This is a genomic window from Exiguobacterium sp. RIT594, assembly GCF_003339585.1.
GTDB lineage: Bacteria > Bacillota > Bacilli > Exiguobacteriales > Exiguobacteriaceae > Exiguobacterium_A.
Genome location: NZ_QPKF01000001.1, coordinates 485,259 through 503,627 on the forward strand (window position 1 = coordinate 485,259; position 18,369 = coordinate 503,627).

At 45.5% G+C, this 18,369-nt stretch carries 14 protein-coding genes; 11 read left to right on the forward strand and 3 right to left on the reverse strand.

What is annotated here, in order from left to right; genetic code table 11:
* The first annotated feature begins 78 nt into the window (after nucleotides 1-78).
* The 4 genes from DVG79_RS02390 (at nucleotide 79) to DVG79_RS02405 (ending at nucleotide 8,384) form a co-directional block, all read left to right on the forward strand.
* Nucleotides 79-2,721: a valine--tRNA ligase gene (locus tag DVG79_RS02390; RefSeq protein WP_199505852.1), complete on the forward strand. Its 2,643-nt coding sequence runs from the start codon at nucleotides 79-81 to the stop codon at nucleotides 2,719-2,721.
* A gap of 56 nt (nucleotides 2,722-2,777) precedes the next feature.
* Nucleotides 2,778-4,028 carry a bifunctional folylpolyglutamate synthase/dihydrofolate synthase gene (locus DVG79_RS02395; protein ID WP_114595310.1) on the forward strand — a complete coding sequence of 417 codons (1,251 nt, stop codon included), beginning with the start codon at nucleotides 2,778-2,780 and terminating at the stop codon, nucleotides 4,026-4,028.
* 72 nt (nucleotides 4,029-4,100) lie between these two features.
* Entirely contained in the window at nucleotides 4,101-7,679 is a 3,579-nt protein-coding gene (locus tag DVG79_RS02400; RefSeq protein ID WP_114595311.1) for a DUF5057 domain-containing protein, read from the forward strand.
* 15 nt (nucleotides 7,680-7,694) lie between these two features.
* Nucleotides 7,695-8,384, forward strand: a complete 690-nt coding sequence (locus DVG79_RS02405; RefSeq protein WP_114595312.1) for an ankyrin repeat domain-containing protein — start codon at nucleotides 7,695-7,697, stop codon at nucleotides 8,382-8,384.
* 47 nt (nucleotides 8,385-8,431) lie between these two features.
* Here the strand turns inward: DVG79_RS02405 and DVG79_RS02410 are convergent, their stop codons facing one another.
* From DVG79_RS02410 to DVG79_RS02420, 3 genes are read right to left on the reverse strand one after another with little or no spacing between them, the layout of a single operon-like run.
* The gene (locus DVG79_RS02410; protein ID WP_114595313.1) at nucleotides 8,432-10,000 is read right to left on the reverse strand and encodes a type II secretion system protein; all 1,569 of its coding nucleotides are present in this window, start codon (nucleotides 9,998-10,000) and stop codon (nucleotides 8,432-8,434) included.
* A 17-nt stretch (nucleotides 10,001-10,017) separates the two neighbouring features.
* On the reverse strand, nucleotides 10,018-10,623 hold the full coding sequence (locus DVG79_RS02415) for a PilW family protein (RefSeq protein ID WP_114595314.1): 606 nt from the start codon (nucleotides 10,621-10,623) through the stop codon (nucleotides 10,018-10,020).
* A complete protein-coding gene (locus DVG79_RS02420) occupies nucleotides 10,586-11,110 on the reverse strand; it encodes a type IV pilus modification PilV family protein (protein WP_114595315.1) in 525 nt (174 codons plus the stop codon). Before DVG79_RS02420 ends, DVG79_RS02415 begins: the two co-directional genes overlap by 38 nt.
* 176 nt (nucleotides 11,111-11,286) lie before the next feature.
* Here DVG79_RS02420 and DVG79_RS02425 point away from each other — a divergent pair, with 176 nt between their 5' ends.
* From DVG79_RS02425 to DVG79_RS02455, 7 genes are all read left to right on the forward strand, one after another.
* Nucleotides 11,287-12,657, forward strand: coding sequence for a G5 domain-containing protein (locus DVG79_RS02425; protein ID WP_233494509.1), 1,371 nt, complete (start codon nucleotides 11,287-11,289; stop codon nucleotides 12,655-12,657).
* Between the two features lie 27 nt (nucleotides 12,658-12,684).
* Complete coding sequence (locus DVG79_RS02430) at nucleotides 12,685-12,999, forward strand: hypothetical protein (protein ID WP_114595317.1); 315 nt, start codon at nucleotides 12,685-12,687, stop codon at nucleotides 12,997-12,999.
* An 8-nt stretch (nucleotides 13,000-13,007) separates the two neighbouring features.
* Nucleotides 13,008-14,672: a GspE/PulE family protein gene (locus DVG79_RS02435; RefSeq protein WP_114595318.1), complete on the forward strand. Its 1,665-nt coding sequence runs from the start codon at nucleotides 13,008-13,010 to the stop codon at nucleotides 14,670-14,672.
* Nucleotides 14,669-15,712 (forward strand): type IV pilus twitching motility protein PilT, encoded by a 1,044-nt coding sequence (locus tag DVG79_RS02440; protein WP_114595319.1) that lies wholly within the window; start codon nucleotides 14,669-14,671, stop codon nucleotides 15,710-15,712. Before DVG79_RS02435 ends, DVG79_RS02440 begins: the two co-directional genes overlap by 4 nt.
* A gap of 4 nt (nucleotides 15,713-15,716) precedes the next feature.
* Entirely contained in the window at nucleotides 15,717-16,934 is a 1,218-nt protein-coding gene (locus tag DVG79_RS02445) for a type II secretion system F family protein (protein WP_114595320.1), read from the forward strand.
* 138 nt (nucleotides 16,935-17,072) lie between these two features.
* On the forward strand, nucleotides 17,073-17,543 hold the full coding sequence (locus DVG79_RS02450) for a type II secretion system protein (RefSeq protein ID WP_114595321.1): 471 nt from the start codon (nucleotides 17,073-17,075) through the stop codon (nucleotides 17,541-17,543).
* A 54-nt stretch (nucleotides 17,544-17,597) separates the two neighbouring features.
* Nucleotides 17,598-18,356, forward strand: a complete 759-nt coding sequence (locus tag DVG79_RS02455; protein WP_114595322.1) for a prepilin peptidase — start codon at nucleotides 17,598-17,600, stop codon at nucleotides 18,354-18,356.
* Nucleotides 18,357-18,369: the final 13 nt, after the last annotated feature.

Consider the following 18,369-nt stretch of genomic DNA (forward strand, 5'->3'; position numbering starts at 1 on the left):
TACCGCGGAAGAGCAACGGCTTCTTTCGTCCTTAGATGAGGACGAGAGAAGCCGTTTTTATTATGGATTAAAGGAGCGATTCAGATGCAGGAATTATCAATGCCAACCAAATATGATCCGCAGGCAACAGAGGAAAAATGGTACGACTTTTGGATAAAAGGGGAATACTTCAAAGCCGATCAGGATCCGGAAAAAGCGCCGTATACAATCGTCATCCCGCCCCCGAACGTCACCGGGAAATTACACCTCGGTCATGCCTGGGATACAACACTTCAGGATATGCTGACACGGATGAAACGGATGCAAGGTTTTGACGTCTTGTACCTGCCGGGAATGGACCACGCCGGAATCGCGACGCAAGCCAAAGTCGAACAGAAACTCCGGGCGGAAGGCAAGTCACGTCTTGAAATGGGACGTGAGAAGTTCCTCGAACAATCATGGGCATGGAAAGAAGAGTATGCTTCAACGATCCGCGAACAATGGTCGAAACTCGGACTCGGACTCGATTATTCACGGGAACGGTTTACACTCGATGAAGGCTTGTCGGAAGCGGTTCAGGAAGTGTTCGTTAAATTGTATGAAAAAGGCTTGATCTACCGTGGTGAATACATCGTTAACTGGGATCCGGCGACGAAAACAGCTATTTCGGATATCGAAGTCATCTATAAAGACATCGAAGGAGCTTTCTATCACTTCAGTTATCCGTTGACGGACGGAAGCGGTCACGTCGAACTCGCGACGACACGTCCGGAAACGATGCTCGGCGATACGGCGATTGCCGTCAATCCGAAAGATGAGCGCTATGCACACCTCGTCGGAAAAACGATCACGCTGCCGATCGTCGGCCGGGAGATCCCGATTGTTGCCGATGAGTACGTCGATATGGAGTTCGGAACAGGTGTCGTTAAAATCACGCCGGCCCACGATCCGAATGACTTTGAAGTCGGAAACCGTCATGACTTACCACGTGTCCTTGTCATGAACGAAGACGGCACGATGAATGAAAATGCAGGGAAATATGAAGGCATGGATCGTTTCGAATGCCGCAAGCAAATCGTTGAAGATTTAAAAGAATCAGGTGTCCTGATCAAGGTCGAACCGCATCTGCATTCCGTCGGTCACTCGGAACGGTCGGACGCGATTGTCGAGCCATACTTGTCACTTCAATGGTTCGTCAAAATGGAACCGCTCGCTGAAAAAGCCTTACAAGAGCAGCAAGGGGAAGACAAAATCAACTTCATTCCGCAACGTTTCGAAAACACATACGTCCGCTGGATGGAAAACATCCGCGACTGGTGTGTCAGCCGTCAGCTTTGGTGGGGTCACCGGATTCCGGCCTGGTACCATAAAGAAACGGGTGAGGTCTACGTCGGTAAAGAAGCACCGGCTGATCTCGAGAACTGGGAACAGGACAATGATGTGCTTGATACCTGGTTCTCTTCAGCGCTCTGGCCGTTCTCGACGATGGGTTGGCCGAATGAAGGGGCAGCTGATTATCAGAAGTACTTCCCGACGTCAACACTCGTTACGGGTTACGATATCATCGCCTTCTGGGTCTCACGGATGATCTTCCAATCGTATGAATTCACAGGCGAACGTCCGTTCAACGATGTACTGATTCACGGTTTGATCCGCGACTCCGAAGGACGGAAAATGTCGAAGTCACTCGGTAACGGAATCGATCCGATGGATGTCATCGAGAAGTACGGTGCCGATTCACTGCGCTGGTTCCTCACAACCGGTTCAACACCAGGAAACGATTTACGTTTCTACTGGGAGAAAATCGAAGCGACATGGAACTTCTCGAATAAATTATGGAACGCAAGCCGGTTTGCCTTGATGAACATGGACGGACTGACACATGAACAGATTGACTTGTCAGGTGAGAAATCACTGGCCGACCAATGGATTCTGACGCGTCTGAACACGACGATTGACGATGTAACACGCCTGTCGGACAAATACGAGTTCGGTGAAGCCGGTCGTGTCCTCTATCACTTCATCTGGGAAGACTTCTGTAACTGGTACATCGAGATGGCGAAATTGCCGCTAAACGGTGAGGACGAAGCAGCGAAATTGACGACACGTTCGATTCTTGCGTATACGCTGGATCAAATCATGCGTCTGATGCATCCGTTCATGCCGTTCATCACGGAAGAGATTTGGCAACACTTGCCGCACGAAGGCGAAACGGTCACACGCGCTGCCTGGCCGACTCGCAACGATGCGCTTGATTTCAAAGCGTCCGTTCCAGCGTTCGAAGCGGTTCAGAACGTCATCCGTTCAGTCCGAAACATCCGTGCTGAAGTGAACGCACCGATGTCGAAACAAATCCAGTTGATGATTTCAACGAGTGACGATCAAGTCCAACACGATTTAGAGACAAACGTCTCGTACTTGAAAAAGTTCACGAATGCCTCGGAATTGCTCGTCGAACGGAATATGCCAGCACCGGAAAAAGCGATGAGTGCCATCGTGACGGGAGCCGAATTGTTCATTCCACTGGCTGATTTGATCAACATCGAAGAAGAAATTGCCCGTCTGAACAAAGAACTGGTGAAATATACAAAAGAAGTCGAACGGGTCGAGAAGAAACTCAACAACCCGGGCTTCGTCGGAAAAGCTCCGGCACACGTCATTGAAGAAGAACAAGCAAAAGCACAAGACTATAAAGAGAAACGGGCGGCAGTCGAAGTCCGGATCAGCGAACTCGCAAAATAATCTTAACAGTGGCTCAAGTTTTCTTGAGTCACTTTTTTTAAAGGAGTGAACTAAGCGTGAGAACACGAGAAGATGTACTCGAATGGTTATCGGCGTTACTGGCATTTGGCATCAAACCGGGGCTGAGCCGGATGGAGGCGGTACTGGCGGAACTTGCAATTGATCCGGATGCGATTCCGACGATTCATGTTGCGGGAACAAACGGCAAAGGATCAACGGTCGCTTTTTTGCGGGAGATGGGTGTAGCGGAAGGATTGCAAATCGGAACCTTTACATCACCGTATATCATTCAGTTCGAGGAACGAATCATGTTGAACGGTGTCCCAATCAGTGAAGCGGATCTGGTAGAAGCGGCTAATGTGGTTCAAGCTGCAATCCTGAAATTAGAACCGGTAATCGGGACAGTGACGGAATTTGAAGCCCTGACAGTACTCGCCTTTTATCATTTTCATCAGATTCGTCCTGATTTCGTCATTTATGAAGTCGGACTGGGCGGTCTGTATGATTCGACGAATGTCCTGAAACAACCGAAAGCCGCCATTATTACTTCGATCGGTCACGATCATCAGGCGATTCTCGGAGATACGCTCCAAGAAATCGCTTTGCAGAAATTCGGGATCATCAAGCAGGGCACGAGGGTCATTGCCGGAAAACTGCAGGAAGAATTAACGGTTCCGTTGATGGCCTATTGTGGCGATCGGCAGGCGAGCCTGTCCTGGAGTCAGGAAGTCATCCGGCATTACCGGCTGAGTGAGACCGGCACATGGGCGACCTATGAAGGGATTCCCGAGACACGTCTCGGGCTGGAAGGGATTCATCAAATCCACAATGCGGCGAACGCTGTCGTCTGCGCAAAACAACTCGGCTGGTCAAAACCGGCAATCCGACGCGGACTGCGGAATGCCACTCATCCGGGACGGTTTGAGATCATCTCCCGCAAGCCGCGGATTATTTTGGACGGTGCTCATAATCCGGAGGGCGTGACGGCACTTGTCGAACGTCTGAAGGAAGAGACAAAACAGGTCGTCGTCCTGTGTTCGATTTTACGGGACAAGGACCGCGAAGCGATGCTTGCGCAGTTAGAGGAAGTAACATCAGAGATTTATGAGACGACGTTTGATTTTCCACGGGCGCGGTCGCTTGAAGAATTGAAGATGGACGGAGCGAATGCGATGGAACTCAACCGTTTTTTCAAGGAAGTGGATACGACGGAAAAGACGCTCATCGTCACGGGATCGCTCTATTTCATCAGCACGGTTCGCACATTACTAAAGGCGCAGTCTTTTACAAAAAAGGGGAAACGCTGAAAGTCCTTGTATACTAATGGTGGGGTAATATAGTCCTAGATTGCATGATCTTAAGACGAGGAGACGATGGAGATGAAACGTTGGGTACGTCTGTTTTTAGTCAGCTTATTGATATTTACTAGTATTACGTATATACAACCACCATATACAAAGGCAGCAACCGGAGAAAAGTTCAAGATTTTAGAAATCCGGGATGCCTGGTCAGCAACAAACCGGATCAATCCGAATACCGGCATCACATCGATGTTGACGGGTTTGGATGCGACTAAATACGAGATTAAGATGATGACGGTCAAGGAACTCAACGCCTCGCGTTTTCAATTGAACGGAGCCTTTGACGCGATTGTCTTTGATTCGTCTGCATTTTCGGGTACAGATCGTTATTCGATGACCATTTCGGATACGAAAAAAAATCATAATACCAATAAGATTGAAAATGATATTACGAAGTTAAAAGCAAATGAAATTAACAATGCCTATATTAAAAAAGGATTACCGGTCTTTTTGCATCAGGATGTTTTCGCGCAAACCTCAAGTAATTTTAATTTAATTTTTAAGGATGTTCCTGCCTATACCGACATGGCGGCGGTAATTACAAAATTAAAAGCACAGAAAATTGTCCGACCACGCCTCGAAAGTGTATCTGTTCAACAAAATGGAGCGGCGCTGACTGGAGTCGATAAAGGACCGATTGCTGTTCCAAATGCACCCATTGATTTTTCATATACTACCAGTGTCGAAAATACGAATCAACTGGTGCAACTCTTCATTGACTTTGACAGTAACGATCAATTTGACGAATCTGAAAAAATAGATGAGAAACCGGCCGGAAAGACCGGCACGTTAAGCTATAACTTTGATGCCCCGAGTTATACTGGGCCGCGAAACTGGATGATTCGTGTTTTGAGCAGCGACGGCTTAACCGACTATAAGACCGGCAGCTTTTTGATGAAGGACCAAGTTGCAGAAGCAAAAATTCTTCAGGTCACAAGAGATGTAGGTAAAGGATCGTTAAATACCTATTTAAACGGTACTTATTTGGAGAAACCGGACTTTTATAAATTTAATATTGAAGTAACGGATTCTGCGAAATTTTCTTCGGATTACGCAAACGTTGATTTGAATTCCAAGTACGATTTGTTGATATTTGGATTCCAGGATTCTTACGGGGCAGCGGCTTTAAGTGAGGCGGCTTCGAATAAAATTCTAGGATTTACAAATACCGGACAAGGGCTCATGTTGTCCCATGATACGATTTTTAGACCAAGTCAATCGGGGAATTCAGAATTATTTTGGGAATCGAAGTTCGCCGGACTCGCAGGACAACAAAATTTTACGAATATGGGATATGCGGCTCCTCGTAAATCAACTAAAGCAATCAAGCAAAATTTAGGGGTTATGACATCGTATCCCTTTAATCTTACAGATGAAATTGACATTGCTGAGACACACAATCAATACTTTGGACTGGATCTTGAACAACCGGACCTGATTCCGTGGTATAACATTCGGGAAAATAGCATTGATGCAGCAAGTCAGGATTCTGGACGGACGGTTGGTGACGCGCGAAATCATTACTATATGTACACTAAAGGAAATGTGACCTATTCTGGTGCGGGACATACCTCTAAATTTGATAAAGTTGGAGAAATGCAACTTTTTTCAAATACGATGTACCGGGCATTTATCGGTGCTAATCATAAGCCGTTGATTAAAAATATCCTGCCTGATTCTCAAGCCAGTTATTTAAGTAATGAGCCTTTAACAATTTCGTATAAAGTAAATGACTATGATTTACGGGACCGCCAATTAAAAACACGGATTTACATCGATAATGAAAAAGTATTTGAAAACGATAAATTAAAGAATAATTCTTTTGTCAGTCAGACGTTCAATGGTAAGCTGTCGGGTAAAACGTCAGCCGTCATTCGGATTGAAGCGGAAGATCAACGTGGAGCGAAGACGATTGAGACACGGACGATTCAAATCGTTCAGCCGTCTGCTTCATCGCCGTTCATCTTATCACGGTCTATCGATCCGGCTACGATCCCGCAAGGTGAAACAGCTGATATCACCTACACTGTCAAAACAAGTCCGATGCTTCAAAAAGATGCAATTGGAAATAACGGATACATTATGAGTCAATTCTCAGTTACAATGCAAAATATTTTGTTTACTGAAAATTTCCCGGAAAATGTTGATGTCATTTCAGCGACGGGACTTGGTAACACTAAAATTGTAGGGAAAACATTGACTGGAGATATGCCGGATATTGAATACGATGAAGCAATTGAAGGGGTCCATAAAGGACTATGGATTGCGCAACCGTCTGAACTTACATTTACAGTAAAAGTGCGAGCAAAAGATAGTGCAGGAACTCATTTATTCGACAAAAAAGATAATACAGTTAGTTCAACCAAAACCATTTACCGAGATAAGAAAAATGGAAAAGATAAATCTACGTCTGTTGCTAATGACACGCAAGCTTTTCCGACACTAGGATATTCCTTATCAAAACCTTATGCAACAGAAGTGAAAATTCCGTCAGTCCGAATTGATCTCAATACACCTTCCTATAAAGTCTTGCCAGAAATCAATCCGACCGGCAGTCAGTATGGGACGTTGAAATGGTCAATCGCAGACACAGACATTGCGGCTATCAATCAAGAGGGAATCATTGTTCCGAAAAAAATCGGAACAACAGATATTAAATTGATTGTCCCTGTTGCGAATGGCCGTGAACTTGTTGCGACATCCAAACTAACTATCAACGATGTATTTGGAGGATTAGTTGTCCGTGATGTTCCGAGTGTCTTGTATGTCGGCCAAACGAAGTCGATGACCGGAGATGCTATTATGTTATCCGGAACAGATGCTCCGATTAAATGGATCATAACGAACACTTCATTTGTAGAAGCAACAGGTAAGGAAACGGATATGCTGAAATTGACAGGGGTAAAACCTGGCACGATAACCGTACAAGCAGTCGTACCCGCGACAGCAGGAGCGACGACTTATCTGGCGCAATCACAAGTTTACCCGATAGAAGTCAAATTACCGGAGCTCGTCGTCAGTCCAAGTAATTTGGAACTTTGGGCAGGAACGACTCAAAACGTGACTGCTACATTCTCACCGGATATTCGTTTACCGTTTATTCTTTCAAAAATTAGTGACGCAATTGAGCTGACTGCGACTAATACCGGTTATGTCGTCAAAGGGTTAACCGGTACGCCGAACGGTCCGGTCGATGCTGTCTTACAATTACAAGATTTTCCGGATTCCCGTGCCATCACAAAAATTAAGGTCCGTGAAAATCCCATCTCGTTGACAGCAAACGATTTGATGATGACCCTACAAGACGATCAAAAACGACCGATGCTGAACTGGTTACCTGTCACAGCAACTGAACGTTTTTACCGTTTAGAAGTTTTACAAGGAAAAGAATATGTCAAGACAGATACGACTGGTCAGACACTGAAGGCACTTCGACCAGGTGTCGCCAGGATTAAAGTGACGGCCTTGAAAGAAAATAAAGAAATTTTTGAAGTGATGAACGAAGGAACAAACGAAAAGAAACCATTAACGACAACGTTTAAAGTTACGATTTCGTCCGACGGATCATCAGGGGAAAGTGATACCGATGTATATTAAAAAGGAGCCAACGACGTGACTCGCCAAAAAATCATCAGCATTGTCTTTCTGTTTCTGATTGGAATCGGAGGAATAACGTATTTTCTAATCGAATACCGGGATCAACAAACCTTTGAAGAGAGCCTCAAAGCAAAAGATCCAACTAAGCTGAAACAAGCAGCTGAAACTGTTGATTTATCTACAAAAGAACGAAACCGGTATATTCGGAAGTTTCAAGAGTCATTGGAATATGATAAAGCACTTGTTTTACTTGATCGAACAAGTGCTGAAAATCAGGGAAATTGGTTTTATGTCGCACAGTTCGCACCGACCGATGTTGTCAAAAAATGGTTAGCGGCTGGAGCTTCAACGCAACAAATGAATAAAAATAAACAGAATGTATTACATGTCGCAACCAGTCTCAATCGTTCTGCAGATGCCTATGCGTTACTCGTCAAACAAGTATCTAAAAGTCAGCTGAATCAACTTGATCGATTTGGTCATACACCGCTTTATTACGCGACAGTGGATCAAAATCAAGAAGCAATGGAGTTGCTTCTTGAAGCAGACGCTGAACCGGATAAAGGGAAAGATTCACCAATCTATGAGACCGTGAAACAAAATCGGATTGACTTATACGAATTGTTAGAAGCGAATGGGGCGTCAGCAACGGAAAAACAAGTAAAAAAAATAGCGGACAGCTATGGAGCGGAATCATTTAAGTAACGAAAAACACGACATCCTCATGAGAAAGGATGTCGTGTTTTTATGTATCATGGAAGGCGCTTAGGTGTTTCGACGTATAATTGAACAGCTCGACTAAGCGGTAACATGGCAGTTGGATTTTGGAGAACGCTGGCATCGTAAGTCAGACGGAGCCGCGATTTTTCAGCATCTGCCGATTGTTTTGCCGTCATCAACGTCTGAAGAGCAAGCACATCTTGCGGGAAACTGTTTTCTGGTAAATCCAGCGTTCCACGATATGCATTGATTTCAAGACGGCCTTTCGTAAAAATCCCTCCATGGAGATTCATCGTAGAACCAACGGAATAAATTCGATTCGAAGCAGGGTCGTCACTGTATAAAAAAGCATTCATATCAGGCTGTGTTGTCTGTGGTGTTGAAAACTTGTTGACACGGTTAATCGTCAAACTTCCTTTGCTGAGAAGAATCAACGTATTTTGACTTGATGAACTGGCGATTCCTTGGATATTTGCGTCATCCAATCGACTCGAACCCGTAGAAAACATCGTCGTCGCAAAACTGACATTCCCTCGAATCAACAGGTTACCTAATACGATTATCGGACGTTTGATTTCAAGTGGTTGATTCACCGGATTTAGAGAGGAGATAGTTAAATTCCCGTCAATAATGAGCGGTTCTTTTGATTCCTTGACGATATCATCAGTAATTGTAACGGTGTTGTTTTCCATTGGTGCCGGTCGAATTAACTGTTTATCTGTACTGAGTTCGTTTAAAAAGGGACCTGTTAAAATAGCTTGTTTAATGGGTTGTGCACGTAAATAGCCCGGCAATGCCGAAAGAGAAGTTGTACTCGGGATATTTAAAAAGTCATTTAAAGCAAAATCAAAATCGAACGGCACCAAAGCTTCCTTCGTTGCGACGAGATTTGTCTGGACGGTTGGATCAAATACACTCGTATCACAAGATAAGAAGTCACTACAGCTTAATAAAGGTTGATCCTTTGGCTGAAAGACTTTGACCTGACCGTCAATATAAGAACGTGCAGTTTTATCTGTGTAAGAACCGGTTGCGCCATTGTAGATAAAATTCGGTGAAGCAGACACTTTTAACGGTTCCCGGGAAAAGATATTTCCCTGGATTCGCGGGGCACCGTTTAAAATAACCTGATTATCAGAGCCGAGGATGTAATATAAAAAGCTTGGAATCGCAGACAGATAAACGCGTTGAGAGTATGTTTTTCGGACGGTCGGCTGATCACCTTTCGTTTCTTCAACTTGTGCTGTCAAATCGAATGCCTTGACGCGAACATTCGAGGCAGCTTCGTTTAACGTCACTTTAACACCAGGTGTTGCAGTCGCAAGTTTTAAAATGATTTGATTGGTCGGATCATTAAATAACTCCTTCGAAGAACTGGTCGGACTGGTTCCTGCTGTCGTCGCGACGATTTGCTGTAAAGCAGCAATCGCTTGATTCAATTCATTTTGGGTCGCTGACTCTACTTCGATGTTTGTTCCACGAATTTCTGTCAACCGTGTAGATTGGAGACTGATTCCGATCGTTGCGACAGCTAAAACGGATAGGACTGTCAGTGTTACCAATACAAATAATAACGTATAACCTTCTTCGGATTTTCGCATGAGTCATCCCTTCTGTCTTAAAAGCCGATCGTACTGGTCAGTGTTTGTGTTTCTTCTTGATCGACGGACTGAATTGTTAAGGTAATTGTCAAGATGCCGTGAATGACATAGATTCCAGGGAATTCACCGGTCTTAATTGTGACCGTTTCTGGACTCGACAAGGTAAATGTTTTTTTGAGACTAGTCTGTTCATCAATGGTTTCAGATGCTCCTGAATAAATCATTGACGTTTCTTCCATTCGTTTTCCGACAAAAGAATAAGTGACGGGATGAATGACATCATTTTGGTTGGCGTTATAGGGGACAAAGCCGGCCGGCCGTTCTAGCAAGCCGGTTGTTTGACTGATACTGGGCAATGTTTTTTTATAAAAAGATAATTCATTTGGTTGATCAATCCGAATAGCATCAAATCCGGTAATTTCATTTAAAATTAAACCAACTGAACTGTCTGCTTCGCTTCGTAATTCACTAATGATTCCGGTTGCTTGAAAGCTTTTTGTTCCCGAAATAAACACCGTTAAGATGACAGCACTAAAAATGGCGGCAATGACGATGGCCACAAGAAGTTCGACGAGCGAGAATCCATCATTTCGTTGAGGGAAAACTTTGATTAAGCGTCGCATTGGTGATCGATCCTTTCAAAGACGTAATCGGCTCCGGTTGTCCATCCGGATAGACATAAATATAAAGATCGAGCAAATTCGGATCGTTAATCCCATTGATCTTATGGGGGGTAACACTGTACTTTACATCAAACGGTAAATTATTTATTTCCGCATCATTGAAGATTGAGTCACAAATAGCCGATACACCACATGACGGCGTGCTCGGCGTCGGTATTTTAAAGGATCCATTCAGATAAGTTGTTTGTTGGGCTGCTTCTTTCAAATCACTAAAAACAAATGGACCGTTTTCAGTCTCTAAGGCTTCCCGTTCGATATAGGAGGCGGCATTTTTCGCTAGGTAATTTGCAAATGTCAATTTCGTGCTATCTCTTGAAGCGGAAAGAGACTGTGAAAAAATGCTGATCAATGATACGGATATGATGGATAGTATTGTAATACTAACGAGCACTTCGATTAATGAAAAACCATCTTGTTTGTTTGACATGGACTCACCTCATGGTTAAATCAATATGATATTTGGACCTGAAAATTAAAAAAAGATATGTATTCACATATAGAGAAAGTATTTGTCAGGTAGGACTTATGTTTCATCATAATATTCATTATAATGGAAATACTAGACACCTGATATGGTTATTTCATACGGAAAGGAAACAGATGATGATAAATTTAAAACGTTTTGCTGTACATACGCTGTTATTAGTCGCGTTGATTGCTCTGATCTATGTTCCTTCCTTTGCCTTGATTTCCTTTACGGGCAAAGCAACTGTTTCTGAGAATTTCTCCGATACCGCCCGAATCGGTTCTGTTCCTGTCAGCGGATTGACAAGAAAGGAAGCCAAACCGAAAGTCCAGGAAGCAGTTACGTCCTGGTCTAAAAAAACACCATTGACCGTCGGGACAGGAGAAGAGACCTTACCGATTCCGACAGAACTGGTGACATTTAAGATTGAAGAATCCATCAAACAAGCTTCTTTGAAAAAAGGCGGATCTTTACAAGTGACTGTTGATCAAACTGCCATGGAAGCTTATCTTGCCTCACAACCGATTACATATACAGAAGAACAGGTGAAGACGTTCAATACCTGGTTGATTAAAACAAGTAAAAAGCTGGAAGAAGGAAACTTTGACCCGTCTGAAACCGCAGCAGCCATCGATCCGGCGGGAGAAGTCGTCTCGAGTATCACGTTTACGACCCGTTCGGCAGCAGAAGAACAGATGATTGACGCAATGGCTCAGGTCGATATCAAGGCCGGTCAATTGATGAATGTAAAAACATACGGAATGGATCCGGTAGCTGCTTCCTTCATCGGCAGTAAACTGTACGAATTATTTGCGAAAACACCGTTTGAAATCGTCGAGCGGATGCCGCATGCGGAGTTACCGGACGATATCACACTGGGTTATGATGTCAAAATTGATGAAAAAACCGATTTCGCCGTTCGCAACACACAAGCGGTTAATTACCAAGTCGTCGCGACGAAGAACGGGAGCGATGTCACGCTTGAATTACGCGGGACACCATTTAAAGAAACGGTCACGGCTGTACTTGAAGCAGAAAAAACGATTCCGTACCGGACCATCACACGTTATTCTGCGACGTTGTCTGCCGGAACGAGCAGTGATACACAGTCGGGGATTGAAGGAAAGTCGATTGAGTTGTATCGAGTCACGAAATCCAATCAAGGAGAAGTCAAACGACTGCTTGCCCTCGATTTTTATGCGGCGACACCAGCCATTGTGACGAAAAGCAGCCAAGAAGAGTTACCGCCTGTCGTAACACCGCCGGCAGAAGAACCGACGACCGACTCGACGGACGATACGACGAATGATGGAACAACAGATGACTCGACAGACGATTCAACCGATAATTCAACAGACGGAACAACCGATGGAACAACAACGCCGGAAGAACCGGTGACACCGGATCAACCGACGGTACCGGATACTCCGGACACTCCAGATACGCCGACGACAGGAGACCCGGCATCTCCGGTCGAAGATGATTCGACGGAAGGCGCTGTAGGCTGATTTTGCCAAAAAGAAAAGAGGATGAATATGAACTGGACGGACTTAACAATTGAACTTGGTATCATCATCGGTCTAGCGACCATCATTTGTGGCTTGATGTTTGCGATTCAAATTCCTTTTGTCACGACTACGGCAGCAAAAGTGATTCTGTCCTTGACGGCGCTCGTCCTGGTCACTTCCCTCTATTTAATCGTTAAGTTTGACTGGATTTCGAATCCTTTCGTAATTGCCGGTTATATTGTATCGATTCTCGTTGTGACGGCAATCACGAGTGTCGTGGATGAAAAAAAGCAGAAACTGACACCACTGGATGAGGAAGAAACATGGCACGCGGAAGGATGACAACGTAAATGGCAATGAAACGAAAACGACTAGGTGAAATGCTGTTAGAAGAGAGTGTCGTAACGGAAGCACAAATTGAAGAGGCGTTATCCGTCAAACGGACATCGGAAAAGCTCGGGGATACATTGTTACGACTTGGTCACTTAACGGAACAACAGTTGATTGAAGCACTACATCATCAATTAAAAATTCCTGTCATTCAACTGTATAACTATCCGGTCGATGTCGCGGTAACAAAATTGATTTCAAAAGATCTGGCACAACGGCATACGCTTGTGCCGGTTTATCGCGAAGGAAATCGGCTGTTCATCGCGATGGCGGATCCAATGGATTTGATTGCGATTGATGATTTACGACTGCAAACAGGATTAATGATTGAAGTAGGTCTCGCAACGCGCGACGAAATCCGGCGGACGATCTTAAAGTATTACGATATCGATTCATCCTTGCGCGAATTACTCGAGTCGGACGAGATGACGATTTCGGATACATCACGCGATACAGTGACGCGTGAAGATGCCCCGATTATCCGACTGGTCAATCAAATACTTGAGAACGGAATCACCCAGCGGGCATCGGATATCCATATGGATCCACAAGAAACATCCCTGTCCATCCGAATTCGGATTGACGGCGAGTTGCGGACAGAAAACAATTATCCGAAACAGATTCAAAATATTTTAACGACCCGGATCAAAGTCATGAGCGAACTGGATATTACGGAAACCCGCTTGCCGCAGGATGGACGAATCAAATTCCTACATAACGGAGTTGCGTATGATTTCCGGGTCTCGACGTTACCAACGGTTTACGGCGAAAAAGTCGTCATTCGGATTCTCGACAGTTCAAACTCCAACATCTCGATTGCAAAGATTGGTTTCAGTGAACGAAATGAAACCCAGTTCCGCGACATGTTGAAACGGCCGAACGGCATCATTTTGATCACCGGACCAACCGGATCCGGTAAATCTTCGACGTTATATGCCGCTTTAAATGAATTAAATGATGAAACACGGAACATCATTACGGTCGAAGATCCGGTCGAGTATCAAGTTGACGGTATCAACCAGGTACAGGTGAATTCAAAAATCGGTTTGACATTCGCCAGTGGTCTCCGTTCGATTCTCCGGCAGGATCCAAACGTCGTCATGGTCGGGGAGATTCGTGACATCGAGACCGCCGAGATTTCGATCCGGGCTTCATTAACCGGTCACCTGGTCCTGTCGACTCTGCACACCAATTCCGCTGTCAGTTCGATCACCCGCTTGATTGACATGGGGGTCGAGCCGTTCCTAGTTGCGGCCTCGGTTACCGGACTAATTGCGCAGCGTCTCGTTCGACGCGTTTGCCGTGACTGCGGCGAAGTCCAGCCGTTATCAAAACGTGAAGAAGAATTGTTTGCACAAGAAGGTATCACAGCGACGACCGTCATGCGTGGACGCGGTTGTTCATCATGTAATATGACAGGGTATCGCGGACGTCTGGCGATTCAAGAGGTCGTCATGGTGGATGAGAGCTTACGACGGATGATCATGAATCAATCAACGGAGAGTGAGATCACGATGTATGTCAGATCACAAGGCCAACGGTTATTGTTGGCGGACGGTTTAGCCAAAGTCGCGCAAGGTATCACGACGACGGAAGAAATTCTACGGACGGTGATTTCCGAATGAGTACGATGGAGCGCGCCCAAATTGAAGATATCTTACGATCGTCGAAAGAAAAAGAAGCATCCGATGTCCATCTGACGGCCGGCTCACCGCCGGTCTTTCGCATCAACGGCACCTTGACACCGTTCGGGACAGAAAAGATGAAACCGGTCATCATCGAAGGATTCGTCCGGTCCCTGATTACCGAGGAAATGTTCTTACAGTTAAAACAGGACCGGGATATCGATTTTTCGTTTGGTGTGACAGGAGTGGCACGCTACCGCGTCAACTGTTTCTATCAACGCGGCGCATTGTCGATGGCCTTTCGGACGATACCGACTGAAGTCCCGACACTTGATCAATTGTCATTGCCGCCGGTCTTAAAACGTTTCCTGACGAAGCCGCACGGGTTGATTCTCGTGACCGGTCCGACCGGGTCCGGGAAATCGACGACACTTGCAGCGATGATCAATGAAATCAATCAGACGATGTATAAGCGGATCATCACGCTGGAAGATCCGATTGAATATTTACACAGTCACCAGAAAAGCCTGATTGACCAGCGGGAAATCGGCATCGATGCCCCGCGTTTTGCGACCGGTTTACGATCCGCCCTTCGCCAGGATCCGGATGTCATTCTGCTCGGTGAGATGCGGGATCTTGAAACGATTTCAACAGCAGTGACAGCAGCGGAGACCGGTCATTTAGTCTTTGCGACGGTCCATACGTCGACGGCGGCATCGACGGTCAGCCGGATCATCGACGTCTTTCCGTCCGAACAACAAGATCAGATTCGGGCTCAACTCGCCAACGTTTTGGCTGGAGTAGTTTCGCAACGGCTGATGCCGAGAACGGACGGGTCCGGTCGTGTCGCAGCGCTTGAAATCATGGTCGAGACACCGGCCGTCTCCAACTTGATCCGGACCGGGAAAGAATATCAGATTCAATCTGTCTTACAGACCGGGAAACAATACGGCATGCAGACGATGCAGATGGCACTACAAGACTTAGTGAGTCGAGGTTTGATTCCAGCATCAGCCGCGACACCTTACATATCGGGGTGAACCAATGACAGTCTTCAAATACGAAGGTCGTACGATGACCGGTAAACGTAAAAAAGGAAAAATTACGGCACTTACGAAACGGGAAGCGGCAGAACGCTTACGGACAGATCAAATTGCCGTGACGTTACTTGAGAAACAGGAATCAAAAGGCTTAAATACGGAAATCACATTTTTGACTGCCAAACCGAAAATCGAGCATCTTGTCATGTATGCCCGGCAGTTCGCGACACTCGTCCGGTCCGGTGTCTCGATTGTCAAAGCGACGGAAATCTTACGGAAACAGACGGAATCAAAGCCGCTGGAACGGGCGCTGGTCGAAGTCGAGGATGACTTGCGAAGCGGGATTCAATTTTCGCAAGCGATTGAAAAACATCCGCGTGTCTTTGATACATTTTTCGTCAGTATGGCGATGGCGGGTGAGGCAAGCGGAAACTTGGAAGAAGCGCTTGATAATATCGTGACCCAGCTCCAAAAACAGTATGAAATCAAACGAAAAGTCATCTCCGCCTTGATTTATCCGGCGGTCGTCTCGATTGTCGCCATTGGTGTTGTTGTCTTCTTGATGCTGAACGTCGTTCCGACATTCGCCTCGATTTTTGATCAGCTCGGCAGTGAACTGCCGTTGATTACGAAAATCGTCGTCGCCGTATCCGACTTTTTTGTCGCCTATTGGTGGGTCTTACTGCTGATTGTATTTGGATTACTCGGTTTGTTGTACTTCAACTTGAAAAATGAACGACAACGGGTTGTTTTTGACCGGTTACTGTTGATGATTCCGGTGTTCGGTCCGTTGATTCAAAAGTCACAAATTGCGTTGATGACCCGGGGACTGGCTGTTTTGTTAAATGCGTCCGTTCCGATTCTTACGTCGCTTGACATCACGGAACGGATTGTCACAAATCGGGTTATCCGCAAAGGAATTGCCGCTGCAAACGAAGCGATGTCCCGGGGAATTCCGATGCACGAACCGTTGGCGAAAAACAAATATTTTCCACCTCTTGTCACACAGATGATTGCGATTGGAGAAGAGTCGGGACGACTCGACTCGATGCTGACGGAAGTCGCCGACTTTTACGAAACGGAAGTCGAGACGACGACCGACCGCTTAAAGTCAATCATCGAGCCGTTATTGATTGTCGTACTCGCGGTTATCGTCGGTGTGATTGTCATCGCTGTCGTTGTCCCGATGTTCAAAATCTATTCCGATATTCAGGCAAGTTGACAACTGTAAAAACATTTACCTGATGTAGAAAAAAACCATTTTCTACAAAAAATATGGTGCTACTATAATAGTATCAATCTGGATAGTATGACCTATACGCTAGAAGCAGTAAAAAAGTACTAGGGAGGAATAATAAACATGTTAGAACGTCTGAAAGAGATCTGGTTAGATGCAAAACAAATGCGGGACGAGCGCGGCTTGACATTGATCGAGTTACTCGTTGTTGTCGTTATCTTAGGAATTATTGCAGCAATCGCTGTCGTCGCCATCGGCGGATTGATTGAGAACTCACGTAAGGATGCCGTTGTATCCGATGCGAAACAATTGGTTTCGGCTGCGAAATTGTACACTTCTTCGAATCCGATTAAGCCTGGTGAGACAGTTAATATGGGAGTAAGAAAAGGCGGAAATGATTATACAACAACTGATGGTGTTGTATTAGATAAGTATATTGATAGTATGGAAGATCCGTTTAACTCTCCAACTGCATATAAAGACGCTTTTGTTTCTGTAACTGAAGAGGACGGCAAATATACTTACTCTGTAACTTTGCAAGGTGACGAAGACTACTTTACTGGTGATGCACCAGCTGATCTGAAGCGTTGGTAATTAATACCCCCATCTCGGGGGTTTTTTTCTGAACTTTTTTAAGGAGGGAACTGTATGATGACAGTCGTCTTTACCATTTACTTTTTCCTGATCGGGCTGCTCGTGACGTCCTTTACGAATGTCGTCGGCTTACGGGTTCCAGTCGGGGAATCAATCGTCCGTCCGCGCTCCCATTGCCCGAATTGCGGACACGTCCTCGGTCCACTCGAACTGACACCGGTCATCGGCTACTTGGTGCTAGGCGGGAAATGCCGGACGTGTCAGCTGCCAATCTCAATCAAGTATCCGGCACTCGAATTACTCGGCGGCATGTTGTATGCGTATGCTTTTTATCAGTTCGGTTGGTCGATGCAATTCGTCCTGTCGATTCTGTTGACGAGCCTGCTCAGTATCCTCGTCATGTCGGACCTTGCCTACATGCTGATTCCGAACAAAATCTTATTATTCTTTTTACCGATTAGTCTGATTGTTCGCTACCTTTCTCCCCTTGAGAACTGGTATAATCCAATTATTGGCGGAATCGTCGGATTCTTTCTATTGTTCGTGATTTTTCTTGCGTCACGACAAGGGATGGGAGCAGGAGATGTCAAACTGTTTGGGGTGCTCGGAATTTTTTTAGGACCGTTACACGTCGTCATCGCCTTGTTCGTTTCCGCTTTCGTCGGATCAATCATCGGACTCGGGTTACTCGGCTTCAAGCGCGTTGAACGAAAACAGCCGATTCCGTTTGTTCCCTCGATTGCCGTCGGAACGTTACTGACATATTATTTCGCGGACGATTGGGTGAAGCTTTATCTCGATCTGTTCCTCTAGGAAAGGAAGAATA